This window comes from Shewanella sp. OMA3-2, from assembly GCF_021513195.1.
Lineage (GTDB): Bacteria > Pseudomonadota > Gammaproteobacteria > Enterobacterales > Shewanellaceae > Shewanella.
On record NZ_CP090974.1, the window covers coordinates 2,293,695 to 2,317,721 of the forward strand.

Annotated in this window: 23 protein-coding genes and 1 pseudogene; 20 read left to right on the forward strand and 4 right to left on the reverse strand. The window is 42.3% G+C overall.

Features of this window, described 5'->3' with window-relative positions; genetic code table 11:
• Positions 1-57: 57 nt before the first annotated feature.
• The 3 genes from L0B17_RS10130 to L0B17_RS10140 are packed head-to-tail and all read right to left on the reverse strand — an operon-like array spanning position 58 to position 2,626.
• On the reverse strand, positions 58-1,005 hold the full coding sequence (locus L0B17_RS10130; protein ID WP_235084538.1) for a polysaccharide deacetylase family protein: 948 nt from the start codon (positions 1,003-1,005) through the stop codon (positions 58-60).
• The gene (locus L0B17_RS10135; protein ID WP_235084539.1) at positions 1,002-1,946 is read right to left on the reverse strand and encodes a polysaccharide deacetylase family protein; all 945 of its coding nucleotides are present in this window, start codon (positions 1,944-1,946) and stop codon (positions 1,002-1,004) included. Before L0B17_RS10135 ends, L0B17_RS10130 begins: the two co-directional genes overlap by 4 nt.
• Positions 1,947-1,960: 14 nt before the next feature.
• Positions 1,961-2,626, reverse strand: a complete 666-nt coding sequence (locus L0B17_RS10140; protein WP_235084540.1) for an isochorismatase family protein — start codon at positions 2,624-2,626, stop codon at positions 1,961-1,963.
• Between the two features lie 378 nt (positions 2,627-3,004).
• On the opposite strand from L0B17_RS10140, the gene L0B17_RS10145 reads away from it, so the two are divergent.
• From L0B17_RS10145 to L0B17_RS10230, 18 genes and pseudogenes are all read left to right on the forward strand, one after another.
• The gene (locus tag L0B17_RS10145) at positions 3,005-3,778 is read left to right on the forward strand and encodes an enoyl-CoA hydratase/isomerase family protein (RefSeq protein WP_235084542.1); all 774 of its coding nucleotides are present in this window, start codon (positions 3,005-3,007) and stop codon (positions 3,776-3,778) included.
• A gap of 160 nt (positions 3,779-3,938) precedes the next feature.
• Complete coding sequence (locus L0B17_RS10150) at positions 3,939-4,190, forward strand: PaaI family thioesterase (protein WP_235084543.1); 252 nt, start codon at positions 3,939-3,941, stop codon at positions 4,188-4,190.
• Between the two features lie 132 nt (positions 4,191-4,322).
• On the forward strand, positions 4,323-5,261 hold the full coding sequence (locus L0B17_RS10155; RefSeq protein WP_235084546.1) for a DUF1838 family protein: 939 nt from the start codon (positions 4,323-4,325) through the stop codon (positions 5,259-5,261).
• Positions 5,262-5,448: 187 nt separating this feature from the next.
• Positions 5,449-6,180: a hypothetical protein gene (locus L0B17_RS10160; protein ID WP_235084548.1), complete on the forward strand. Its 732-nt coding sequence runs from the start codon at positions 5,449-5,451 to the stop codon at positions 6,178-6,180.
• Positions 6,177-7,373: a class I SAM-dependent methyltransferase gene (locus tag L0B17_RS10165; RefSeq protein ID WP_235084550.1), complete on the forward strand. Its 1,197-nt coding sequence runs from the start codon at positions 6,177-6,179 to the stop codon at positions 7,371-7,373. The genes L0B17_RS10160 and L0B17_RS10165 overlap by 4 nt, the downstream gene beginning before the upstream one ends.
• A gap of 59 nt (positions 7,374-7,432) precedes the next feature.
• A complete protein-coding gene (locus L0B17_RS10170; protein WP_235084551.1) occupies positions 7,433-7,825 on the forward strand; it encodes a hypothetical protein in 393 nt (130 codons plus the stop codon).
• Between the two features lie 6 nt (positions 7,826-7,831).
• Positions 7,832-9,328, forward strand: a complete 1,497-nt coding sequence (locus L0B17_RS10175) for an MmgE/PrpD family protein (protein WP_235084554.1) — start codon at positions 7,832-7,834, stop codon at positions 9,326-9,328.
• Positions 9,315-10,691, forward strand: a complete 1,377-nt coding sequence (locus tag L0B17_RS10180) for an MmgE/PrpD family protein (RefSeq protein WP_235084556.1) — start codon at positions 9,315-9,317, stop codon at positions 10,689-10,691. The genes L0B17_RS10175 and L0B17_RS10180 overlap by 14 nt, the downstream gene beginning before the upstream one ends.
• Positions 10,688-12,088, forward strand: a complete 1,401-nt coding sequence (locus tag L0B17_RS10185) for a phenylacetate--CoA ligase family protein (protein WP_235084557.1) — start codon at positions 10,688-10,690, stop codon at positions 12,086-12,088. Before L0B17_RS10180 ends, L0B17_RS10185 begins: the two co-directional genes overlap by 4 nt.
• A 49-nt stretch (positions 12,089-12,137) precedes the next feature.
• On the forward strand, positions 12,138-13,514 hold the full coding sequence (locus L0B17_RS10190; protein ID WP_235084559.1) for an amidase: 1,377 nt from the start codon (positions 12,138-12,140) through the stop codon (positions 13,512-13,514).
• Positions 13,515-13,762: 248 nt separating this feature from the next.
• Positions 13,763-14,071, forward strand: coding sequence for an REDY-like protein HapK (locus L0B17_RS10195; protein ID WP_235084561.1), 309 nt, complete (start codon positions 13,763-13,765; stop codon positions 14,069-14,071).
• Between the two features lie 9 nt (positions 14,072-14,080).
• Positions 14,081-14,923 (forward strand): SDR family NAD(P)-dependent oxidoreductase, encoded by an 843-nt coding sequence (locus L0B17_RS10200; protein WP_235084562.1) that lies wholly within the window; start codon positions 14,081-14,083, stop codon positions 14,921-14,923.
• A 27-nt stretch (positions 14,924-14,950) separates the two neighbouring features.
• Positions 14,951-15,823 carry a polysaccharide deacetylase family protein gene (locus L0B17_RS10205; protein WP_235084564.1) on the forward strand — a complete coding sequence of 291 codons (873 nt, stop codon included), beginning with the start codon at positions 14,951-14,953 and terminating at the stop codon, positions 15,821-15,823.
• Between the two features lie 23 nt (positions 15,824-15,846).
• Entirely contained in the window at positions 15,847-16,662 is an 816-nt protein-coding gene (locus L0B17_RS10210) for an HpcH/HpaI aldolase/citrate lyase family protein (protein ID WP_235084566.1), read from the forward strand.
• 49 nt (positions 16,663-16,711) lie between these two features.
• The gene (locus tag L0B17_RS10215; RefSeq protein ID WP_235084568.1) at positions 16,712-17,230 is read left to right on the forward strand and encodes a MaoC family dehydratase; all 519 of its coding nucleotides are present in this window, start codon (positions 16,712-16,714) and stop codon (positions 17,228-17,230) included.
• A gap of 25 nt (positions 17,231-17,255) precedes the next feature.
• The gene (locus L0B17_RS10220; protein ID WP_235084569.1) at positions 17,256-18,431 is read left to right on the forward strand and encodes an acyl-CoA dehydrogenase family protein; all 1,176 of its coding nucleotides are present in this window, start codon (positions 17,256-17,258) and stop codon (positions 18,429-18,431) included.
• A 10-nt stretch (positions 18,432-18,441) separates the two neighbouring features.
• Positions 18,442-19,632, forward strand: a complete 1,191-nt coding sequence (locus L0B17_RS10225; RefSeq protein WP_235084571.1) for a CaiB/BaiF CoA transferase family protein — start codon at positions 18,442-18,444, stop codon at positions 19,630-19,632.
• 222 nt (positions 19,633-19,854) lie between these two features.
• Positions 19,855-20,912 (forward strand): annotated as a pseudogene (locus L0B17_RS10230) (CaiB/BaiF CoA transferase family protein).
• 91 nt (positions 20,913-21,003) lie between these two features.
• On the opposite strand, the gene L0B17_RS10235 reads toward L0B17_RS10230, so the two are convergent.
• Positions 21,004-21,705, reverse strand: a complete 702-nt coding sequence (locus L0B17_RS10235; RefSeq protein ID WP_235084573.1) for a Crp/Fnr family transcriptional regulator — start codon at positions 21,703-21,705, stop codon at positions 21,004-21,006.
• A gap of 625 nt (positions 21,706-22,330) precedes the next feature.
• Between L0B17_RS10235 and L0B17_RS10240 the strand changes: the two genes are divergently transcribed.
• Positions 22,331-23,080, forward strand: a complete 750-nt coding sequence (locus L0B17_RS10240; protein ID WP_235084575.1) for an electron transfer flavoprotein subunit beta/FixA family protein — start codon at positions 22,331-22,333, stop codon at positions 23,078-23,080.
• Positions 23,080-24,024 (forward strand): electron transfer flavoprotein subunit alpha/FixB family protein, encoded by a 945-nt coding sequence (locus tag L0B17_RS10245; RefSeq protein WP_235084577.1) that lies wholly within the window; start codon positions 23,080-23,082, stop codon positions 24,022-24,024. The genes L0B17_RS10240 and L0B17_RS10245 overlap by 1 nt, the downstream gene beginning before the upstream one ends.
• Positions 24,025-24,027: the final 3 nt, after the last annotated feature.

Below are 24,027 nucleotides of genomic sequence, written 5' to 3' on the forward strand. Positions count from 1 at the left end.
GGCTTTTTGCTATGCCCGATGGTATCAATCTTAAAATTAAGCCACTAGAAATGCCGGCTACGACTCAACCGTGCCGGCAGCTTGCTGAGCAGTAAAAGCTTGCAAGATATCGCTAGCTGAAGCACTCCAAATAGGTTGCTGGCTTAAACGCGATAATATCTGTTCAAAGTACTGAATGCGATGAGGTTGGCCCAGCAACCAAGGATGAATATTTAAGGTTAGCATTCGGCCACCTTGTGTTGCGGCTTCTTGGAGTAAAAAATCGCAAGCATCGTTTATTTGATCAACGTAAGCTGTTTCACTGTGTAGGTTATTACCCAGTATATAGAAGTCTTCTAGCTCAGTTGAAAGCGGCATGGCCCATAAACCATCTTGCTTAAAACGATAGGGCATATCGTCATTTACCCAGTCAGCACAATAACTAATGCCATTTTCGGCCAGTAGGGCTAAGGTGTTTTGGCTTTGGTTTCTAGCAGGGCTTAACCAACCAGTTACGGCTTGGCCGGTTAACTCTCTTAACTGATTAACCGACCGAGAAATCAGTTCAGACTCGTCGGCACGGTCCATCTTACCGTGATGCAGGCTATCCATGTTCCAACCATGGCATAACACTTCGTTACCACGCGATTTTAGTAGCTGCACTAAGTATGGTGTTCTAATGGCAAGTTCAGTATTTACCGCAAAGGTTGGCGTTATATTAAACTTATCTAATGCTTTTAATATTCTAAATAAGCCAACCCGATTACCATAATCACGCAGACTATAATGGCGTAAATCAGGGTAGGGCATCGTCATACCACCAGGGACTTTAAATGGTACACCTTTCTGATTTAGCGGGAAAAATTCTAAATTAATATTCACCCAAACCGCTAAGGGTTTATTGTTAGGCCATTGCACTTTTGGTCTATCAGTTAGCATTGACCAGTCATATAAATCGTGGTCCATGCCATACCGGCGCACTGGATAGTGTAGAGGGCTATTGGGGTCGGTCACTTTATCTGTCATTTATTGGCTCCTAACTTAGCGCTGATATCGGCTAAGGCAGCATCGTAATAATGTTCACGATAATAGTCGGCAATCTCACGTCCTGTTGTCACCCAGACATCAGGATGACTAGTGATATAATCCAGCGCTTCTTCAAATGCTTTCATTCTGTGCGGGCAGGCAACTTGGTAATTATGGGTAGGAATACACATAATGGTGCCGGACTCTTCACCCTCTTGGTAAAGACGATCAAAATTGTCTTTTAACATTTGACCGTAGCGACGCGGCTCTACTTTGTTGACCACATAAGCGATGGTGTCGTTCATTTCTAGTGAGTAAGGGATAGACACAAAACGCTTATCACTGCGTAACTTAATAGGCGTTGGTTGGTCATCATGAAATAAATCGCAGGTATAAAACCCAGCGTCATTACCAAACAGTTCGGTGCCAACTTCGGCAAATAAATCTAAGGTTAATTCAGAATGCGACAGCGCGGGTGCAAGATAACCGGCGCAATGCTGGCCTGTGTGGCGATAAATGGTTTCCATAGAATCGCGGATCATATCGCGCTCTTGTTGCTCAGATAAACCATAGGTATAACGGGTGTTATAAATACCATGACTGAAAAACTCCCAGTTACGATCTTTACACATTTGAATAATTTCTGGATGGTGCTCACATAAAGCGGTGGATAAACTTATCGAACCACGGATACCATATTTATCGAGTAATGCCATTTGGCGCTGGTGGCCGACACGGTTACCATAATCGCGAATACCATAACCTTGTATCGCAGGATAAGGCTGAGGCCAGGCTTTCCTATGCGGGTTTTCTGGCGGGTTTAGCTCGTAAAATTCAATATTAGGTGCAACCCAGAAAGCCAATTTTTTGCCATTGGGCCAACGGATTTTAGGCCTATCTTGATAAGGCCAGTAATCATAAAAGCTTGGATCTGCTTTCATCGTGTTCTCCTGTCCTATTTTTGTTGTTTAAGCCAATCTAGTACTTCAGACACGTTTAATACGTCAGCATACTTTAATGCCATATCGGTAAGGTTAGCGTAATGATAGCTTTCATGTTTATCAGCGACACATTCTTCAGGCACTATTGTGCGGTAACCACGCGATAATGAGTCCACAGCAGTAGCGCGAATGCAGCCTGAAGTTGAGCCACCGGTAATGATCACTGTATCGGCTTGGTGCCAGGTTAGTAATGATTGTAGTTGGGTTTCAAAAAAAGCAGAGGGCATTTTTTTGCAGTAAATAACATCACGTTTTGCGTCAATTTGCACTCGATCATCAAACTCTGCGCGCTCTGAATTAAACTTAATATTTTGTAGCGAGTCTGGTGTGTCTGTGCGCGTGGCCCATATGCCTGCATCTTCGCCTGAATCCATGTAAGCAACATAAGTCCAAACTACCGGCCAGCCTAAGCGACGACATTCAGTGGCTAATTGGTTCATATAATCAATTTGATTAGGGTCGGTCTCATAAGCTGTAGCGAACTTACCTACAGCAGTATAAGCTTTTTGTGGATCGACATTGATTAAAACGGCTTTTTTACCAAAACCAAAACGTTTTCTAGCAGGATTATTTTTTACATCTAAATAAATTTCTTTAGCGGTTTTATTTGAGGTTTGCATTTTACACCTGTAATTGCAGACATAGGTTATAAAATACTACGACAATGTCAGTGCTGGCCAATTGACAAATATCAGACGAAGCAACAATCATTTCTATTACGTGGCCGCAAGATAAGAAAACTCAGCCCTAAAAATGAGTGTTGCTTGGCAGGCTTGGTGAAAGCATGAATGTTGACTTTTAGAACGTTACGGTTAATGAACCTATTAAGCCTATCTATTTGCGGTGCTTTTGCTTTCTAGCAAATCAAGCCACATTGAAATCTTGTCAGTAAGGTTGGTGACGTGGTATCACAATAAAAGAATCGATACAGAGCAATAGTATCTGTTAAAGCACTTAATTGGGCTACCAACGAATTTTAACTATGAGAGTTTTGATAAATGTCAACAATATCGCTGAGTGTGACTGGAAAAATTGCCAAAATAACCATCAATAGAGCCGATAAACGCAATGCGCTAAATAAAGCGATGTGGCAGCAATTAGCTGATTTTTGTGATCAATTAGCCAATGATATTAAGCCACGTGTGGTGGTAGTTCAGGCCGAGGGCGATAAAGCGTTTAGTGCAGGGGCTGATATTGCCGAGCTAACAGAAATGCTGGCGTCACCTGAGTTATTACAACAAAACAACGATATTGTGCAGCAAGCACAATTAAAATTGCAGCGCTTACCTTGTGTCACGATAGCGGCCATAAATGGCGCCTGTTTTGGTGGTGGCCTAGGTATAGCACTGTGTTGTGATTTTAGAATTGCTGCTAGCCATGCCACTTTTGCCATCACGCCAGCCAAACTAGGCTTATTGTACAGTATTGAAGATACACAGCGCTTAGTACAAACCGTTGGTTTACCCACAGCTAAAGCCATGTTGTATTTGGGGAAAGCGCAAACTGCAGAGCAAGCCATAAATAATAAACTTATTCATCAAGTGGTTGCAGCAAACGAGTTAGATTCAGCAGTACAAAGCTTTATTAATGACATAGTTGCTGCCAGTGGTAGCGCAATCCAAGGCATGAAGCAAACCTTAGCGTATTTAATGGCAGATCCAACGTTGCAACAAGCAGAAATACGCCAGTTATCTCAGCAGGCATTTGACTCAAATGATTTTAAAAAAGCGTCGCAAGCTTTTATGACTAAAACCAAAGTGGAGTTTGATTAATGAACAAGTTAGCAAGCCTTGGCTATACGCTATGTGAAGACATGCAAGGTTTTAGCACAATAGCGGGGCCGTATTATGAAAAAACCGAGCAGGGAATAGTAACCGGGCACTAGAGATTACCCAGCAGCATTTAAATCCACAAGGGGTGGTTCACGGTGGGGTGTCGTTAGCCATGATGGATTTTGTGATTTATCGCGCGATAGGAGATGAGCTTACGCATGATAAACAATTTGCCACTATTCAGTTAAATACCAACTTTTTAGCGGCAGTAAAACTTGGCGATATAGTTTATGGTCGCGGTCGCATTCAGCGTAGTACTCGGTCAGTTATCTTTGCCGAAGGCGAACTTTATACCGAATCGCGTTCCACCATGCAGGGCACTGGTATTTGGAAAGTGCTTGGGGCTAAATAAAGGCGTCAAATGTTGTGATTAGTATTCTTTATTAATCAGTTGTTTAACTGTGTTTTATGCGATTTTGACTTTTATCAAGGCTTATTGCTTCTGTTTAACACACTCTGATTATTCTATTAAGGGAGAAACACCATGCACATTAAACCTATGCACACCAAACGACGACCATTGCGCTTATTGTCCTTAGCCGCTGGCTTAACGTCATTACTGAGTATTCAGTTACATGCAGCGCCTATTGATCTTAACACGCCAGACGGTGCGACTACCGCCTCGCGAAAAATTCAGTGTTCAACTGTAGATGACAAACCGGTATTTTATAGCTGGGAAGGTAAATTGTTTTCTCGTCGCATGGGTGAGGCTGATCAGCATCTGTTTGATATTGAAGGTTACAGTGTTCGTGCGTGTAAAACAGTTGATGGTGGCAAGCAAGGTAAAAGCTTTAAGTTAGTCACTCGAGAAATTTTACTTTATAAAGATAAAAAAACTGGCAAGCCGCTTAAAACTTGGCTTAACCCTTGGACAAATGAAGAAGTCGACGTATTCCAAGTATTAAACGATCCTGTTAACCAGCCGGTTAGATTTAACCGTGATAAAAACGGTAAAGTATTACCTTATGCGGCTAAATTCATGGCTAGCCAACAAGCTGATCGCTGGTGGTTAACTTTGCCAGTACCTTTATTTTATCATAACCCGCTTGCTGGTGATTATCAGAAGCAAGTCGGTGGCATATATCATGCGACAGAGTTATTTAACTTTTTAGGTGATATTGACAGTCTAGTCGATGAAAAAACAGATACGGCTGATGTACAAGTCGGTTGGGTTAGAATATCAGATTGGCTACCGTTTATGATGATGAGTGGTCGCGAAGGCGGTATTTATATTCATGCAGCGGGTCGTAAACTTGGCAAGTATGACGAGGTGAGTGACACCATGAAATCGTTTATTGCTGCAGAAGCACCTAAGTATAGTGTGCCACCACCAACCAATGATAATAGACCAAATGATACTAGCTGGACTACCTATAAAAAGGATGTACCAGGTGCACCATTTGCATCACCAACAAGTCATTAAACGCTAAATTCACTTCCCGTTTTTCAACCAAATTTATTCATAGTGTAATATGTAAGCCCGCGTAATAACGCGGGTTTTTTTTATTCCTATCCGTAAATTTACAGTTATTGATAAAGATCAACGCATCTTTTCTGACCTCACTTCACTATGAACCTAATAAGGCTAATTAGCTGATTAGGAGTATCGAATGAAACATAGAACTATCCAAGGCACCATACTTTATACCAGTAAAAAACCTGAACGTATGGATCAAGAACGTGGCCGAGAGTTTTTTAGTATTACTACCCAGTCTGATGACGTAAAAGTATTACATGCTCATTGTGAAATTGATGATGCACCTAATGTGGTGCGTGACGTTATTCTAGCCATGAACTCAGATGCTAGCCCAATAGATTGCAGTGTGCGCATTAGTGTTGGCGATAAATATGAAGGCTCTGGTTGGATGCGTTTCACGCCAAATTATGTCGAATGTGAAAGCCATAATCAGCGCGATGGCCGTATTACCCAAAAAGTAGATATTTCGACGCCAGTAAAATGGTTGCAAGCACACCCTATCGTGGGTGATGCGTTATTAATGCGTATGTATGATTTAAGCCAAGGTCCGGGTAAAACCTTCTTTCCCGATCTATTCTTAACTTCTCCCGATCACCGTGGTGCGACTGGCCCATTACTGTTTAAAACCGGTTTTGGTATTCGGTATGTCGGTGAAGAAACAATTACGGTGAAAGCAGGTACTTTTAACGCCCGTCATTTCCAGGTGGTAGATACCGCCGGTAATTTACCTGAAGAGCACCCGCCTTACAATTTGTGGTGTACTGCAGATGATGATTACTTATTTTTAAAAGCGGGCGTAGAAGGTTATATGAAAACTTTTTATGAGCTAGTGGATTATAAAATTACCGAGAGAGGCCAGTCATGAGTAATGTAAAGACACTGCCTTCATGGCGAGCGCTCACTCAGCATGGCGTCATGCCACAAGCTAATCATGATGAAGCCGCGCGTTTAAACGTATTAACTCATTTAAACCTGCATTTAAGTAGCCGGGTGATACCAGGGTTACGCCAAGTGTATGAGAAACATGTTCATCCTGCTTTTGTTAAAGAGCACGGTCGTGAACCAGAAACTCGACATGAAGTACGCAAAGTGATGATGGAAGATGGCTATTGCCAATTGTGGAGCGCACTTAGACGTAACACTATGGAAATGCGTCATCAGACAGGTAGAGCAATGGTATTACGCCAAGCTGATGCATTGTCTAAAAAAGTAGAACAGTTAAATAAAGGCTGCGATACCTTACAACTTGACCCAACAATTGAAGTCCCCGCCAATATTAGTCAAGTTGATATTCACTGCCAACCAGGTTGTTATTACCAAGAATATTATGATCAAGATGTCACCGTAGCGGCTAGCTATGATGTCGGTTTATTTGTTACCACAGCTGGTTTACTCGGTGCATTAAGTGACGGTGGTGGCCAAGCTATTGCAAATTGGCTTAAAGCCGAGCACCCGAATTTTAAACCTAAGCGTATTTTAGATTTGGGTTGTACGGTTGGTCACAATGCCGTCCCCCTAGCCCAAGCATTTCCAGATGCAGAAGTGATTGCTATTGACGTTGCTACGCCTTGCTTACGTTATGCCCATGCCCGCGCTAAATCGCTGGGTGTTGACAACATTAGCTTTGTGCAAGCGAATGTTGAATCTTTACCGCAGTACGCAGATGAAAGCTTTGATCTTATTACTTCTGCCATGTTTTGGCATGAAGCATCACACAAAATGCTGCCTAAAGCGTTAAAAACAGTACAGCGTTTACTTAAGCCTGAAGGGTTAACTATCCACTTAGAGCAACCGCAATATCACGGTAAAAGTGTGTTTGAACAGTTTATGCGTGATTGGGATACTTATAACAACAACGAACCTTACTGGGGGCCTATGCATGATCTTGATCTTGCAGAGCAACTTGATAAAGCCGGTTTTGATGGTTCTGCCATGTTTGAAGTTGGTGTGGTCGCTAAAGTGGACGAGAAAATTTTTGGTAAATCTGCTGCAGGTGATTCTGGCGAAGATTTCGGCCGGGCACCGGTTTGGAATGCTTTTGGTCTCTGGAAAAAATAAGCCGCTTAGTTTATTTAAGTAACGGGTAAAAGCCGCAGACAGCGTTGAGGAACAGAATAATGACAAGTGCGAATACAAGTACCAAAAAAAGTAGCGCCGATATAGATATTTTAGATTTAGCCGGTACTAAGGCAAAAGGGCAACGGCCTTATTTTTTAGCCGATAAACAGGTTGAGCAAGTGCTGTCTATCGCCATGGCAGTAGCAACAGAACTGGCTGTTACCCGCGAGCGCTTAGCCAGTTTAGAAGCGGTATTAGCCGAAAAAGGCATTATAAGTGCAGATGCTATTGAGCAGTTTTCTCCTAGCGCTAAGCATACCGCCGCAAGAAGTCTTGATACTCAAGAATACCTTGCCCGCATTTTACGTATTGTGCAGCAAGATAAAGAAGAGATAAGTCAGGATGACAAGTCGATGGAACAGTTACAACGTGAACTTACCCAGACTGATTAATCGCAGATGACAAATTTAAACTCACAACCTACCACTGGAACCTTAACTGAACAGTTAGTTGCCCAGCTGTTACACAAGCCTATAACCGCAGCCGATCGTCAGCGCAGTGCTTTGCATGTCATAGACTGGCTAGCCTGTGTTGCCGGAGGTTCAACGGCAGATGTGGCTAAAATTTTTGCTAGCCAGCTTACGGCTGTTAACAACAATACGGCAACAGCCAGCTTACAAGCTACAGCGTTATGGCAGGGTAAAACAGATTGGCAATCAGCACTGCAATATAATGCGGCTCTGGGTAACGTGCTAGAAATGGATGACGTTCATAGAAGCTCAATATTACATGCGGGACCTGTGGTAATTCCTGCAGCGTTAGCCATGGCAGAGCACTGTCAGGCGAGCCTCGACCAGTTTTTAGATGCGGTTATTTTAGGTTACGAAGTCACCATTCGCATTGGTCAAGCCATTGGCCGGAGCCATTATCGTTATTACCACAATACGTCTAGCTGTGCTGCTTTTGGCGCTGCGATGGCTGCGGGTTTTTTGCTTAAATTAACACCGCAGCAATTAGTTTGGGCTTTGGGGAATACCGGAAGCCGCACCGGTGGTTTGTGGCAAATGCGCCATGAAGACGTTATGACTAAACAGTTTCATAATGCAGAAGCCAGCAAAAGTGGTGTGCAAGCTGCGTTACTGGCTAAAGCCGGATTAACCGGGCCTGCGGCTATTTTAGAAGGGCCGCAAGGGTTATTTGCAGCAACGTCAAATGATGCCACTCCTGAAAAGGTGCTGGCATCGCGCGCACATTGGTTAATGCACGATTGTACGTTTAAACCTTGGCCTGCGTGCCGACATGCCCACCCAGCAATGGATGTGGTGATCCAAGCGTTTGGCCAAAATACTGATATAAACTTAAATGAAAATACAGAAAGCACAGGCTTAGAGTATAAAGACCTCAGCGCGATTGTTCAGCATATTAAAATCGGCTGCTACCAAGATGCGTTAACCTTTTGTGACCGCCCAGAACCGCAAACCGAGTTGCAAGCTAAGTTTAGTATTCAGCACGCCGTAGCCTGTTTATTGGTTTTTGGCGAGCCAAAGCTTTGGCATTATCAAGCAGAAGCCAGAGCTAATGAAAAAGTAGTGGCTATGCGGCGCAAGATAACATTATTTTTAAATGCAGATATCGAAGCGCATTATCCGACGCATTATGGTGCCAGTGTTTGTATTCAGCTAACAACTGAACCGCTTGCTATTAGCCATCAGCATCAAGATACCTTGGGCGATCCTGAGCGACCGCTTAGTCAGCAGCAAATAATGGCTAAAGCTGACTATTTATTTAAACAAAATGGCTTAACGTTAGCACAACGGCAACAATTATTATCTTTTGACTGGTTTAGCCAAAATGACTTGTCGGCGTTAACTCAGCTACTGCTGCCTATTTCAGATAAAACAGCTAACGGCGCTATGCAAACAATGACGCAACGAGGCGCGCATGACAGCAATTAAAGCATTATTACAGCACATTGAAACGGTACGTTATGCCGATTTACCACCACAAACTATAGCGGCAGCAAAAACCTTTATTTTTGACTCTATCGGAGTGGGTATTAGTGGCAGTAGAGTGCCAACGGTAAGCCAGGTTAAGCAAGCTGCGAGTAGCTGGGGCGACGCTAAACAAGCTCAGGTTTGGGCAACCGGTGAGTGGTTACCCGCCGGTAATGCCGCGCTTATTAATGGTTTTCAAATTCATAACCAAGAGTGGGATGCGGTGCATGAAAAAGCCGTAGTTCACCCAATGGCAACCATATTATCGGCGTTAACAAGTTATGCCCAACAGCATAACTTAAGTGGTGAGCAATTAATTTTAGGCATAGTGATCGCGGTAGATGTCGCCACTTGCATAGGCAGTGCGGTGACCTCGGGGCTAAAGTTTTTTCGCCCGTCGATGTGTGGCGCTTTAGGGGTTACTGCTGGAATTTGCGCCATGCAGCAGATTAAAGGTGAGGTATTAGCCAATGCTATGGGCATTAGCTACAGCCAGCTTAGTGGCACCATGCAAGCACATGTTGAAGGTTCAGGCATGTTGGCGATGCAAATAGGCATAAACGCCCGCTCAGCTATGCATGCGGTAGATTTAGCGCAGGCTGGATTTTCTGGTCCTAAAGATATTTTAGAAGGGCCTTTTGGCTACTTTAAGTTATTTGAAGATAGCTACGATATCGATTTGTTTTATCAGCGCTTAGGCAAACAGTTTCAAATTGAACGTGTTAGCCATAAACCTTTTCCTACCGGTCGTGCCGGTCATGGTTGTATTGATGGCTTACTAACCTTACAGCAGCAGTACCGTTTTAGCATTGAACAAATTCAACATATTAAGGTATTTGCACCACCGCTAATTATGCGTTTAGTTGGCCGACCGCTAAAAGCGGATATGGACAGCAGCTACGCAAAGCTATGCCAAGGCTACATAGCGGCTATCGCCTTACAAAAGGGTAATGTTGGTGTTGAAGATTTTTCAGTACAAGCGTTATCAGATCCAGACACCTTAGCGCTCGCCGCGAAAGTGAGTATGCAGTTAAATGATTGCCAAGATCCTAATGCACTGGCACCTGTTCGGGTTGAAGTGACCTTAATTGATGGCCGTTTTCTGCACATAGATTTACCGGCTGTATTAGGCCACCCAGATCGACCTTTAAGTAAAGAGCAGCAAGTAAAGAAATTTTGGGCTGCTTGTCGTAGTGCTATTTATCCTTTTTCTGATGATGCCATTAGCAAATTGATAAATGCCATAGACGGATTAGAACAAATCTCAAATATTAATAATCTAGTCCAATTAATGATTTATACCGAAAGTAGAGGCATTTTATGAGTTACCCAAATTATCTGCAATCTTTTGACATCAATAAGATGCTTGAGGACTATCCGTTAGGTGATGAATTACTGCAACGCTTTAAAGGCATGTCTAAAGCAGAGCTAAAAAAGTTACAAAATGAACGCTTTTTAGAAGTCATGGAGAAAGCGTGGACTATCCCATTTTATCAGCGGATTTGGGGGGATGCTGGCGTTAAGCAGCAAGATATTAAGTCATTAGATGACATTACTAAATTACCGTTAATTTCTAAAAGTGACATTATGGAGAGCGTTGAACGCTTTCCTCCTTTTGGTGACTTTCATGGTTTAGATAATATTGCACCTGAAAACCGACCACCGATTGTATTTCATACCACCAGTGGTACCACAGGTACTCCGCAACCGTTATTGTTTGGCCCGAAAAGCCGTGAAATTCAATCGTTATTAGTCGGTCGTAGCTATCGATTTATGGGGCTTAAACCGGCGTCGACTATTCAGTCTTGTTATGGTCACGGCATGATTAATGGCGGTCACTATATTCGTGAAGCGGTTACCCATTATACCAACTCTATATTTTTATCTGCCGGTACCAGGGTCGAAACCCGCTCAGTACAACAAGTTAACTTGATGAAAACCTTTGGCGTAAACGTGTTAGTGGGTTTTGTTGACTACATAAAACGTTTATCCGATGTCGCTAAAGAAGAAGGCATAGTGCCGGGTAAAGATATCAAAATTGATATGATTATTGGTCACTTAGGCATGGAAAGTCGAGATGCAATATCAAAAGCTTGGGGCGGTACCGAACTGTTCGATTGGTATGGCGTAGGTGACACCGGCACTATTGCTGCTGAAGGCCCAGATCACGATGGTATGCATGTCTGGGAAGATGCGCAATATTTAGAAATTCTTGATACCGAAAACAATGAAGTCGTTACTCCAGGTACGGTAGGGAATATGGTGGTTACATGTCTATATAAAGACGATGTCTATCCTATTATTCGTTTTAATACCCATGATATTACTGAAGAGTTATTAACTGAAAATAAAATTGGTTTCCCGTTTAAACGTATACGTGGCTTTATGGGCCGCTCTGACAATATGGTTAAATTGCGTGGTATCAACATTTATCCGCAAGGCGTTGGCCCTATGTTGGAAGAACGCAAAGAGTTTTTAGGCGAGTTTATTTGTAAAGCCATACGTGACGAAACCGGTCGTGATGAGCTAATTGTTTATGTTGAAGTCGACGTAACACCAGAGGCACGTGCGAGTTTATTACCAGAATATAAAACATTACTAAAACAAAAAATTGGTATTGAAGTTGGTGTAGAGCTTGTCGGTGAAGGTGAATTGACGGCATTAACCCAAGTTGATGTGCGGCAAAAACCGATTCGCTTACTTGATGAGCGCGTAATCTAGTTTGGGTCATCTTTTCAATTTTCAAATATTCAAATATGGATCTTAAAATATGTCGGTAAGTGATACTAAGAGCATTGATTTAAGTTTACTTAGCCTTGACTTTACCGCGTTAAGTAAGCTTATCAGCCAGGGGCAGATTTCTGCCGCTGAGCTGTTTGCGCAGCATCAACAAGCAGCGGTTAAGCTAAACCCTGCTTTAAATGCATTTATCAATATTAATACCGCTAAAAATAGCGCAGGCTCAAACCTAACAGGTGCTTTGCATGGTTTAGCGCTGGGTGTTAAAGATAATATAGATGTTAGTGATCTGCCAACAACGGCAGGGCTGGAAATACGCCGTCACCATTTGCCTGATAACGATGCTTTTGTTATTAACCAACTAAAGCAAGCGGGTAGTGCGATTGTGGGCAAATTGAATATGCATGAAGGTGCCTTAGGTGCGAGTAATCATAATGCCCATTTCGGTCATTGTTATAACCCGCATCAACTAGGCTATACACCTGGTGGCTCTTCTGGTGGTTCTGGTGCTGCAGTTGCAGCATGCATTGTGCCAATTGCGCTGGGCACCGACACTATGGGCTCGGTAAGAATTCCAGCATCTTACTGTGGCGTCTTTGGTTTAAAACCCAGTCGTGGCGCAGTCAGTAATAGCGGCAGCGTGCCTTGCGGTAAAGTATTAGACTCAATAGGGCCTTTAGCCCGTTCGGTACGAGATTTACAACTTATTTATCCGTATATGGTGGCGTATGACGCCGCCAGTATCAGTTCAGAGCGAATGGTTTTCACACCTTCGGCGCCTAAAAAACCTGTGTTGTTGGTGCCTGATGATTTGCAGGCGTTTAATGTTGATGCCTCTATCATTAACGACTTCAACGCTAATTTAGCCGCTTGGCAGGATCTAGGTTGTGAAATTCGTTATTTTCAGTTGGCTGATTTTGACACCACTAAAGCACGCCGAGCCGGTTTATTAATCTGCGAAGCGGATATGCGCATTGAATATGCCGCCGAGTGGAATAATAAGCGCGAGTTGTTCTCCAATTATCTTTTAGCATTACTGAGCTTTATTGATACTAAATCTGCAATAGATTTAACCAAAGCGCATGATGTTGTTACGTTAGCTAAATTACAAGCTCGTAGCTGGTTAGAAAAAGGTGATTATTTATTATTACCTACCACTTTGCAGCGGGCATTTGACATGCAAGATGCAATACCGGCTAATCAGGCTGATTTTACCAGCATTGCTAATTTTGCTGGCTTGCCCGCGTTATCAATGCCAATGCTTACTTCTGCAGAGTTGCCAGCAGGTATGCAGCTAGTGGGTAAAATAGGCAGTGACTTTGAGCTGTTAGACTTAGCCGCTAAGTGGCAGCAATTAACGGGTTACAACTATACCGTTAGCAGTGCGATTAAAGCTTTATATCAGTAAGGGTAGCCATGCTGAAGAGGTGCTAACCCGTATCGCAGATACTGCTGATTAAACACCATTAAGTAAAAAGCCCGTATTCGCGCTCATAAAAATGTCAGACAAAGCACAGTAATCACTGTGCTTTTTTGTTTGTAACTTCTCCTTTAATTGCCAAATGTCAAACCTAGTCTTATTAGGCCGTGATTTGATAGACAAACGACTACAAGTTGATTAAATTTGTACGGACAAATAATTTAACGGAGCTGAAGATGACGACCCTTGTTGTGCTATTCAATTTGAAATCTGATACCGACCAAGCCGCTTATGAGCAATGGGCCAAAACCACAGACATTCCGACAGCAGGTGGATTAGCGTCTGTAGATAGATTTGAGGTGCTAAAAGCACAAGGTCTATTAATGAGTGACTCTCCCAGCCCGTATCAATACGTTGAGCTAATTAAAGTTAATGATATGCAGCAGTTTGGCCAAGATGTGCAAAGTGATGTTATGCAAAAAGTGGCAGCACAATTTCAGAGCTTTGCTGATAATCCGCTGTTTATTCTCACTCAAGCGCTATAAGGAGTCGACATGGCATTGTATCCAGACTTAGCCGGAAAAGTCGCTGTTATCACTGGCGCAGGCCGGTTGCTTGGGCTTGGTGAAGCGATGGCGAAACGCTTAGCCGCTGAAGGTTGCAAAGTGGTTATCACTGATGTTGGACAATCAGAAGATAAACACTTGCCTGCATCTGAGATTGGCACTAGCGCTGAAATGCAGCAAATAGTGAGTGAAATAAAACAACAAGGCGGTGAGGCCAGTGCGTTTTCTTGTAACGTGCTTAAACCCGAAGATGTTGAGGCCGCGGTTGAATTCGCCGTTAGCCAGTATGGCAAAGTTGATATTTGGATTAATAATGCCGGTATTGGTTATTTAATGAAGCCCATTTTAGACATGGATATTGACGAGTGGGATACCGTTTTGAACGTTAATCTTCGCGGCAGTTTTTTAGGGATTAAATACGCAGCTAAGCAAATGGTTAAGCAAGGCCATGGTGGAAAAATCATCAACATTGGCTCGCAAGCATCAAAATCAGCTTTTCCAGAAGCGTCTGCCTACACCACCTCTAAACATGGCATGACCGGCTTAACCTGGGTTGCGGCGATAGAGTTGGGTAAACATGCCATTAACGTTAATCAAATTTGTCCTAACCATATTACGACTGGGTTAGGCGCTTGGCAAAATGCGCATTTTTCAGAAGTCACTGGCAAAGGTCATGACAAATATATGCAAGACATGAAAGATCGTATTCCGTTAGGTCGTCCAGGTTTGCAGGAAGATATTGCTAAGGCTTGTGCCTTTTTATGTTCTGAGCAATCTATATATATCAGCGGCGAAGCAATGAACGTGTCTGGTGGTGAAGAGTATCACTAGGCAATTATTAAATAAGTTGGAACCTTTATGAATCAACAATATGCATGGCCAAAACAAGCAAAACTAGCGCTTTCTATCGTTGTAAATGTCGAAGAAGGCTCTGAGTACAGCGTAAAAGACGGCGATCCAGGAATGGAGCCCGTCGACGAATTACAGGTACATTTAAGAAAGCCTATCCGTAACTATGGCAACGAATCAAATTACCAGTACGGTATTAATGAAGGTGGCCCACGAATTATTGGTTTACTTGATAAGTACAATATTCCTGCAACCTGGACCGCTGCTGCGTTAAGTTTAGAGCGTGCTCCGTATTTAGCCGAAGCCATTAAAAGACGCGGTGATGAAACCTGCTCGCACGGCTATCGTTGGATCCACCAATTTAGAATGGACGAAGCAGAAGAGCGCGAATTTATTCAAAAAGCCGTAACCAGTATTGAAAGCACCACTGGTAAAAGACCTTTAGGTTGGTTATCGCGTTATTTATTAACGCCGAATACTCGCCGGTTATTACAAGAAGAAGGTTTTCTGTATCACATGGATGATTACAGTGCCGATGCGCCTTTTTGGGATGACGTAGAAGGCAGCGATAAGCAAATGATCATTGTGCCTTATGCGCTTGATTCAAATGATATGAAAATGTGGGTTGCGCCATCTTACACGCCTGATGCCTGGCTAAAGTATGCCAAAGATACCTTCGATACCTTATATGCCGAAGGTGCTGAACAAACTCGAATGATGAGTTTAGGCTTACATTTGCGCATTATCGGCCGACCTGGTCGTATTTGGGCTTTGGAAGAGTTTTTACGCTATGTCAGCAGTAAATCAGATATTTGGTTTGCCACTCGCCAGCAAATTGCTGAGCACTTTGCTGCTCAGCCCGTTCAAAAAAACAAAGCATAGCCATTAATAAAAGGACGTCAATAATGAACGCAATTCGTTCTTTATTATTTGTACCTGGTTCACGTAGCGACAGGTTTGATAAAGCCCTAGGTGCAGGTGCAGATTTAATTTGTATTGATTTAGAAGATGCGGTACTACCCGATCAAAAAGACAGTGCACGAACGGCTGTGCTTGATTATATCGCTAAAGGTAATAACCAAGTTTGTGTCCGGATTAATCCGGTAAATACCGACGTAGGCCAACAAGATTTAGCGGCTTTTAGTCAAAGTGATGTGGCATATGTCATGTTGGCAAAATGCAGCTCTGCTGCTGATGTTAAGGCTGCAGAAACAGCTTTTGCTAACAATAATATCCAGCTTATCGCTTTAATCGAAAGCCTAGACGGTTTAACCAATGCGGTTGAGATTGCTCAGTCTTCAACAAGACTGTCGGCATTGATGTTTGGTGGTGCAGACATGTCAGCCGAACTGCGCTGTGACTTTAGCTATGAGCCGTTGCTTTTTGCCCGTAGTCAACTGGTTTTTGCCGCAGCAAAAGCTAACTTGCAGCTGATTGATGTGCCTTATATCGATATTAAAGATGAAGCAGGTTTAGTAGAAGAAACCCAGCGGATTAAAGCCTTAGGTTACTCGGCAAAAGCGGCTATTCATCCAGTGCAAATTGCCACTATTCATCAGGTGCTAACTCCAACTGCTGAACAGGTTAGTTATGCCGAAAAAGTGGTAGCTGCTTCAGATGCCGCCGGTGGTGGTGTGCTGGTAGTCGATGGCCGCATGATTGACAGACCCATCGTTTTAGCATCACAACGTATATTACAAGTTGCCGCTTTGGCACATTAATTTATTAATCCATTATTGTTTTTATAACTTCAAAAGAGAGAATAGAACCATGGTACAAAACGTAAAAAAAATCAGTGAAAACCGTTATCGCGAAACGTTTGGTCGTTACTACGAAGACTTCGTCGTAGGCGATGTTTATGAGCACCGTCCAGGCCGCACTATCACTAAAACCGATAATACTTGGTTTACCTTATTAACCATGAACACTCACCCAATGCATTTTGATGATGAATATGCAAAAGGCAGTGAATTTGGTAAATGTATCGTGTGTTCGCCGTTAACCGTTGCGTTAATGGTGGGTATGAGTGTGACTGATGTAAGTCAAAAAGCCATTGCTAACCTAGGTTGGGATGAGATCAAAATGACTTATCCATTATTTGAAGACGATACCTTAACGGCCGAGTCTGAAATATTAGAAAAGCGTGAGTCTAAGTCGCGTCCAGGTGCCGGCATAGTGGTAACCAAAAGTACTGGCTTTAACCAAGATGGCAAAATAGTGTGTACCTTTAAACGTACCATACTTATCGCTAAGCGTGGCCATTCAGTTGAAGACCAAGTTAATTACTAATAATTACAGACAAACGAGGTGAGCCATGGCTGATATTTGGACCAAAGAAGACGAGCTATCAATCTTAGATATGATTGATAAATGGGTGGAAAATGAAGTTCGACCTATTGCACAGGAACACGACCAAAATGATACCTATCCAACAGATTTAGTCGAGCAAATGAAAGAGTTAGGTCTGTTTGGTGCCACTATCAGCCAAGACTACGGTGGTTTAGGTTTACCAGCAGCAATTTATGCCAAAATAGTGATGAAAGTCTCTTCGGCTTGGATGGCGCCAAGTGGGGTTTTTAACTCACACTTAATTCAAGCTTCTGCGATTGAGCGCAGTGGCACTGATGCGCAAAAAGAGTATTTTCTACCTAAAATGGCCACTGGTGAGTTGCGTGGTGCTATTGCCTTAACCGAGCCCAATGCCGGTACTGATTTACAAGCAATTCGTAGTACTGCTGTGCGTGATGGTGACGACTATATTATTAATGGCAGCAAGACTTGGATCACTAACTCGTTACACGGCAACGTGTTAGCAGTATTAGTTAAAACCGATCCAAATGCTAAACCCGCACACCGAGGTACCAGTTTATTTATAGTCGAAACTAAAGATGAGCAAGGTAACTTTAAAGCAGGGATAACGGTATCTAAACTGAAAAAGTTTGGTTATCGCTCTATTGATACCTGTGAAGTGATATTTGAAGATTTTAGAGTACCAGCGGCAAACTTAATTGGTGGCGAAGAAGGTAAGGGCTTTTTACAAGCGATTGGTGGCTTAGAGCTAGGCCGCATTAACGTGGCAGCACGTGGTGCTGGTATTGCGTTAGGTGCGATGGAATTAGCTGTACGTTATGCCCAAGAGCGAGAAACCTTTGGCAAGCCGATTTGTCAGCATCAAGCTATTCAATTAAAACTGGGCGAAATGGCAACCAAAGTCGAAGCAGCACGCTTACTAATTGAGCAAGCCGCAGCTAAATTTGATGCTGGTGAGCGCTGTGATATGGAAGCGGGTATGGCTAAGTATGCGGGCTCAGAAGCCGGAGTGTTCTGTGCCAATGAAGCTATGCGTATCTTTGGCGGTTACAGCTATTCAGTTGAATATGATATAGAGCGCTTTTATCGCGATGCCATGCTGATGTGTATTGGCGAAGGTACCAATGAAATGCAGCGCATTATCATTGCTAAACAACTCGTTGAACGCTACAAAATTTAATAGGTGAACCATGAAGACACTTCCACTAGAGGGAATTCGTATTATTGCCGTAGAGCAATACGGTGCAGGGCCCTATGGATCAATGTTTTTAGCTGATCTAGGTGCCGAAGTTATTAAAATTGAAAATCCTAAAATTGGTGGTGATGTTTCTCGACAAACTGGGCCATTCTTTTTAGGTGAAAATGATAGTTACTTCTTTCAAACCTTTAACTTAAATAAAAAAAGTCTGACCTTAGATCTTAAAAGTGCCTCAGGTCGGGCGGTTTTTGAAAAACTGGTTAAAACAGCAGATGCCGTGACTAACAATTTACGTGGTGATCAGCCAGAAAAACTTGGCATTACCTATGATAAATTAAAACATATTAATCCGAAAATTGTTTGTGGCCACTTATCCGCTTATGGCCGCGATAATGATCGCGCTAGCTGGCCTGGCTACGACTATTTAATGCAAGCTGAAGCTGGCTTAATGTCACTAACTGGTGAACCCGATCAACCACCGGCACGCTTTGGTGTGTCGATGATTGATTTTATGACAGGTGCAGTGGCGTCATTAGGTTTAACGTCTGCGTTACTTGGTGCGCATCGCACCGGCCAAGGCAGAGATGTTGACGTGTCGTTATTTGATGTCGCCTTACACCAGTTGTCTTACCCAGCAACATGGTACTTTAACCAAGGTCATGTTACAGAGCGCCTAGCCCGATCAGCACACCTGGCAACAGTGCCTTGTCAGCTATATAAAACCGCTGATGGTTATATCTTCTTAATGGCCATGACGGATAAATTCTGGAATGTATTGGTCGACTTATTGGATGACGCCACATTAAAACAAGAGCGTTTTGCTACTGTGGCTCAACGTCGTGACAATAGAGATTTACTGACTACCGAGATTGACCGTGCACTTAGCGCACACAATACCGATTATTGGTTAGAGCATCTTAAAGGTCAGATCCCTTGCGCGCCAGTACTCGATATGCCGCAAGCGTTACAAAACCCGTATATCCATGATATCGGTATGGTGAGAACCGTTAATCATCCTGAAAAACAGGATATGCAAGTGTTAGGTTGCCCGATTAAAGTAGATGGCCAACGTATGGCTGGTAAAGCGGCTGGTCCTATGGGTTGTGATACGAACGATTTGCTAAGTTCGTTAGGCTATAGTGCTACTGATATTGCCAGTTTAAAGGCTGATGGCGCTATTTAGTCCGCTTATTAAAGTGCGTTTTTAACAGCGTAAAGGCAGCTATTTAGCTGCCTTTTTTAACGGCGACTAAGCACTGAAATAGCGCTGATATAGTATTTATAACGCACTTATACCGAACTTATATAAAATATTTACTGCATCAATTAGGAAATTATTATGAAGCTACAAGGGATCCGAGTACTCGATTTATCACTGTTTTTACCAGGACCACACTTTAGTATGATGATGGCTGATCATGGTGCAGAGGTCGTGGCGTTAGAGCCTCCTTATGCCGAGCCTGTACGAGCTGTAGGGCTGAAGCAAAACGGTCACTCAGTATGGTTTCGTAATGTGTATCGTGGTAAAAAAAGTATTAATTTGGATCTAAAGTCCGCCACGGGTAAAGCAGATTTTCTTAAGCTGTGTGAGACGGCTGATGTGGTAATTGAAGCGTTCAGGCCAGGCGTTATGCAGCGCTTAGGGTTAGATTACGATGTGGTTAAAGCGGTTAACCCTGGCATTGTGTATTGTTCTATTTCTGCCTATGGCCAAACGGGCAGCAAGGCGTTAAAGCCTGCACATGATCTTAGTATTCAAGCTGATTCTGGTGCCGTGTTTATTAATGAAGGCCAAGACGGTAAACCGGCAATGCCGGTATGCCAGTAGCTGATATGGCAGGCAGCTTAATGGCTTTTTCGGGTGTGTTGATGGCGCTGTTAAAGAAACAGCAAACCGGCATGGGTGATTACCTCGATATTTCTATGCAAGATTCTTTAATCGCTTGGTACCCAAATGTTATGGGGCCACCCTTCGTAGAAAATCGCTCGCCTGTGGTAAAACAAGAGCGCAGTTGGGGTGGCGCAGCATTTTATCAAATTTATGCCACAGCTGATCAGCACTATTTAACCTTAGGTGGCAGTGAGATTAAGTTTGTTGAGAACCTGCTTAACGCTCTGCAACGGCCAGATTTAATTGATTTATGTAAGCAACCTCCAGGTGAAGTGCAGCAACCCGTAAAAGACTTTTTAGCTACGACCTTCGCTACTAAACCTATGGCTTACTGGCAAGAATTTTTAGCTAAAGTAGATGTGTGTTGGTCACCGGTGCGCTCACTTAACGAAGCGATACGTGATCCACATTTAAAACAAAGAGACATGTTGTTACAAGATGAGCAGGGCAGTTATCATCTTGGTATTCCGATAAAATACCGCAATGAACCTGGGCAAGTTAATTTTACTTTACCAGAGTTTGGTCAACATACTCAGGATGTACTGCAACAATGGAACACAGGTAAAAGTTGAATTGATAAGTATCTGATATTAAATATATAAATTCATTACTGTTATGATGAACTTAACCGTTCACCTTAACAGTAATGACGAAAATCAATGATTAATTATCTGCATACTCGGCTAAAGATTTTGGATTTAAAATAGTGATACTGTAATTACTTTCAATCGAGATTAACTCTTTATTTTTAAGGCTAGTAAAGCCTCGGCTCGTGGTTTCTAGTGACATACCTAAATAGTCAGCAATATCCTGTCGACTCATGGGCAGAAAGAATTTTTGTGTGCCATGACCAATTCTTTTGACCATATCTAATAAAAATAACGCTAATCGTTGATGAGCCGTTTTTTGGCCCATGATAAAAAGCTGATCTAAAATATAATTTAATACCATATTAGTATATTCATGGAAACGCTTGGCAATTTGCGGGTGGCGCTCAAATACATTTTTAATCAAGCTTTTGTTAATTTTTACCATAGTAGAGTTAGATAATGATTTAGCACTAAAGGTATAAAATGAAAACTCGGATAAACCAATTAAGTTGCCGGTAAATAAAAAAGCGAAAACATGGCGAGACCCTCTAGCAGTGGAGCGCTCAAGCATAATGACGCCAGAAATAGGTATATATACAAAGTTGCTTTGCTCATCCTCTTTAAAAATGTAAGTGTTTTCGTCAACAGTAATTTCTTGGGCCAAAGAGGCTAATTCTTCTAAAAAATCGTGGCTACCTTTTAGGTCTTGAAAGTTAGAGCCAAAACAGGATGCGAGTGAAGTTTTAATAGAAACTTTTGATGTGTCTAACGTCATAATACTCTTATTTATTATAGTTTTAATAACAGCTTATTAAGAAGCCAATGTGCACGTTTTGCTAAATAGCATTGTATTAACGCTTATGTTGCCTGATAAACTTACTATGTATTTTAGAATAAGTAAAAGCAACTTTTGACCTATAGAGGATTTAAGATTAATGCTGTTTCTATATTTTTGCAACATAAGAAGTGACTGGGAGGTGAGTTGATAATATCCTGTTTCAAAACGAATTAAGTGACTTACCCTGTCAGTATTAGCACAATATAAAACAGATGATAGGTAAACCAATGGTTAATTTAACATTATTTTTGCATTTATTGATTCTATCTTTCGTCTAGGTGTTGTTACCGCTCACCATCACTCTGTGAACACTTCAATAAGATTGACCAATGTCAAAAACAATCCGATCTCACAAGTATTTTAATTCTTGTTCAATGAACAGTTTGCTAGAATGTAATTTGTCTGGACAAATGCATGTTTGATACTAAAGCAGTATTGTTAATTACATCTTTGTAAACCAGAAAATAATTGATAACACTAAGTTTGACCAAAGTTTTTAATCTTCTTCGCTGACAAAACGAAGTCAAAAATTGGTTAATATTGTCTAAATCAAGGGGATGTTATGAAAATACTGGTTCCGGTTAAACGAGTGATAGATTACAACGTAAAAATTCGGGTTAAAACTGATCAGAGTGATGTTGATCTTAATAACGTTAAAATGGCCTTAAACCCATTTTGTGAGATTGCTGTTGAAGAAGCGGTAAGACTAAAAGAAGCCGGTATTGCATCTGAAGTGATTGTGGTGTCTATAGGCACTAATCTAGTACAAGAGCAGATCCGTACCGCGCTGGCATTAGGCGCAGACAGAGGCATTCACATCAATACAGATCAGAAATTAGATTCTATTCATGTCGCTCGATTATTGAGTAAGGTTATCGAGACTGAGCAGCCAACGTTAACGATATTAGGTAAGCAATCTATTGATGCTGATAATAATCAGACAGCGCAAATGTTAGCCGCCATAACTCATTACAGTCAAGGTACCTTTGCTTCTAAAGTCACAGTTGAAGCAGATAAAGTATTAGTCACCCGTGAGATTGATGCAGGGCTTCAAACTATCGCACTCACTCTACCAGCCATTATTTCAACTGATCTTAGACTTAATGAGCCTCGTTATGCGTCTTTACCTAATATTATGAAGGCAAAAAGAAAGCCGATTGAAACGCTTGAAGCTAGCAGTTTGAATGTGGATTTGGCTCCAACCTTCGAGCTGTTATCTGTCAGTGCGCCTGCACAGCGAAAAGGTGGCGTTAAATTAGGCTCTGTAGCAGAGCTCGTTGATAAACTAAAAAATGAAGCGAAGGTGATCTAATGAGTATTTTAGTAATAGCTGAATACAATGCAGAAATGGATTTAACTAATTTACGTAAATCAGTTAAAGCAGCCCAGCATATAGGCTCGACTATCGATATTTTAGTGACGGGTGCAGACACCAGCGCTTTCGCTGCAGCGGCCAGCCATATTAGCGGCGTCAATCGAGTTGTGATGGTGGAAGATAGCGTTCTTGGCCAACCATTAGCTGAAAATCATGCCTTGGTTATTACTAAATTTAGTGATGATTATGAGCACTTTATTTTTGCCGCAACCAGTTGGGGTAAAGATGTTGCTCCGCGGGTAGCAGGTACCTTAAATGTGGCTCAGTTCTCAGATGTCATTGATATTGAAAGCGCAGATGTGTTTGTTAGGCCAATCTATGCTGGCAATGCCATTGCTAAAGTGAAAGCCTGTTGTGCGAAAAAAGTATTAACTATTAGGGGCACAGCCTTTCCTGAAGCAGAGTTAGGTGATAGCGCTGCAGAAATTAAAATGGTTAGTTTAGGTGCCACTAATAATAGTGCCGATGCTGGTTTATCCCGTTTTGTTAGCGAAGAACTATCAAAATCAGAGCGACCTTCAATTACGGCTGCCAGTATTATTATTTCCGGTGGTCGCGGTATGCAAAATGGGGAGAACTTTAGCATCCTCGAACGTGTAGCAGATAAACTTGGTGCTGCGGTTGGCGCGTCTAGAGCTGCTGTTGACGCGGGTTTTGTGTCAAACGATATGCAAATTGGCCAAACCGGTAAAGTGGTGGCACCCAGTTTATATATCGCTGTTGGTATATCGGGTGCTATTCAGCATTTGGCTGGGATGAAAGATTCAAAAGTTATTGTTGCTATTAATAAAGACGAAGAAGCGCCTATTTTCCAAATTGCAGATTATGGTTTGGTTGGTGACTTATTCGATATTATGCCTGAGTTAGAAGCGGCACTGTAATAT

What these genes read in the sequence shown, in the direction of transcription:
- L0B17_RS10130 (WP_235084538.1), bottom strand. Translation starts at nt 1,005, where the DNA reads ATGACAGATAAAGTGACCGACCCCAATAGCCCTCTACACTATCCAGTG.
- L0B17_RS10135 (WP_235084539.1), bottom strand. Translation starts at nt 1,946, where the DNA reads ATGAAAGCAGATCCAAGCTTTTATGATTACTGGCCTTATCAAGATAGG.
- L0B17_RS10140 (WP_235084540.1), bottom strand. Translation starts at nt 2,626, where the DNA reads ATGCAAACCTCAAATAAAACCGCTAAAGAAATTTATTTAGATGTAAAA.
- L0B17_RS10145 (WP_235084542.1), top strand. Translation starts at nt 3,005, where the DNA reads ATGTCAACAATATCGCTGAGTGTGACTGGAAAAATTGCCAAAATAACC.
- L0B17_RS10155 (WP_235084546.1), top strand. Translation starts at nt 4,323, where the DNA reads ATGCACATTAAACCTATGCACACCAAACGACGACCATTGCGCTTATTG.
- L0B17_RS10160 (WP_235084548.1), top strand. Translation starts at nt 5,449, where the DNA reads ATGAAACATAGAACTATCCAAGGCACCATACTTTATACCAGTAAAAAA.
- L0B17_RS10165 (WP_235084550.1), top strand. Translation starts at nt 6,177, where the DNA reads ATGAGTAATGTAAAGACACTGCCTTCATGGCGAGCGCTCACTCAGCAT.
- L0B17_RS10170 (WP_235084551.1), top strand. Translation starts at nt 7,433, where the DNA reads ATGACAAGTGCGAATACAAGTACCAAAAAAAGTAGCGCCGATATAGAT.
- L0B17_RS10175 (WP_235084554.1), top strand. Translation starts at nt 7,832, where the DNA reads ATGACAAATTTAAACTCACAACCTACCACTGGAACCTTAACTGAACAG.
- L0B17_RS10180 (WP_235084556.1), top strand. Translation starts at nt 9,315, where the DNA reads ATGACAGCAATTAAAGCATTATTACAGCACATTGAAACGGTACGTTAT.
- L0B17_RS10185 (WP_235084557.1), top strand. Translation starts at nt 10,688, where the DNA reads ATGAGTTACCCAAATTATCTGCAATCTTTTGACATCAATAAGATGCTT.
- L0B17_RS10190 (WP_235084559.1), top strand. Translation starts at nt 12,138, where the DNA reads ATGTCGGTAAGTGATACTAAGAGCATTGATTTAAGTTTACTTAGCCTT.
- L0B17_RS10195 (WP_235084561.1), top strand. Translation starts at nt 13,763, where the DNA reads ATGACGACCCTTGTTGTGCTATTCAATTTGAAATCTGATACCGACCAA.
- L0B17_RS10200 (WP_235084562.1), top strand. Translation starts at nt 14,081, where the DNA reads ATGGCATTGTATCCAGACTTAGCCGGAAAAGTCGCTGTTATCACTGGC.
- L0B17_RS10205 (WP_235084564.1), top strand. Translation starts at nt 14,951, where the DNA reads ATGAATCAACAATATGCATGGCCAAAACAAGCAAAACTAGCGCTTTCT.
- L0B17_RS10210 (WP_235084566.1), top strand. Translation starts at nt 15,847, where the DNA reads ATGAACGCAATTCGTTCTTTATTATTTGTACCTGGTTCACGTAGCGAC.
- L0B17_RS10215 (WP_235084568.1), top strand. Translation starts at nt 16,712, where the DNA reads ATGGTACAAAACGTAAAAAAAATCAGTGAAAACCGTTATCGCGAAACG.
- L0B17_RS10220 (WP_235084569.1), top strand. Translation starts at nt 17,256, where the DNA reads ATGGCTGATATTTGGACCAAAGAAGACGAGCTATCAATCTTAGATATG.
- L0B17_RS10225 (WP_235084571.1), top strand. Translation starts at nt 18,442, where the DNA reads ATGAAGACACTTCCACTAGAGGGAATTCGTATTATTGCCGTAGAGCAA.
- L0B17_RS10235 (WP_235084573.1), bottom strand. Translation starts at nt 21,705, where the DNA reads ATGACGTTAGACACATCAAAAGTTTCTATTAAAACTTCACTCGCATCC.
- L0B17_RS10240 (WP_235084575.1), top strand. Translation starts at nt 22,331, where the DNA reads ATGAAAATACTGGTTCCGGTTAAACGAGTGATAGATTACAACGTAAAA.
- L0B17_RS10245 (WP_235084577.1), top strand. Translation starts at nt 23,080, where the DNA reads ATGAGTATTTTAGTAATAGCTGAATACAATGCAGAAATGGATTTAACT.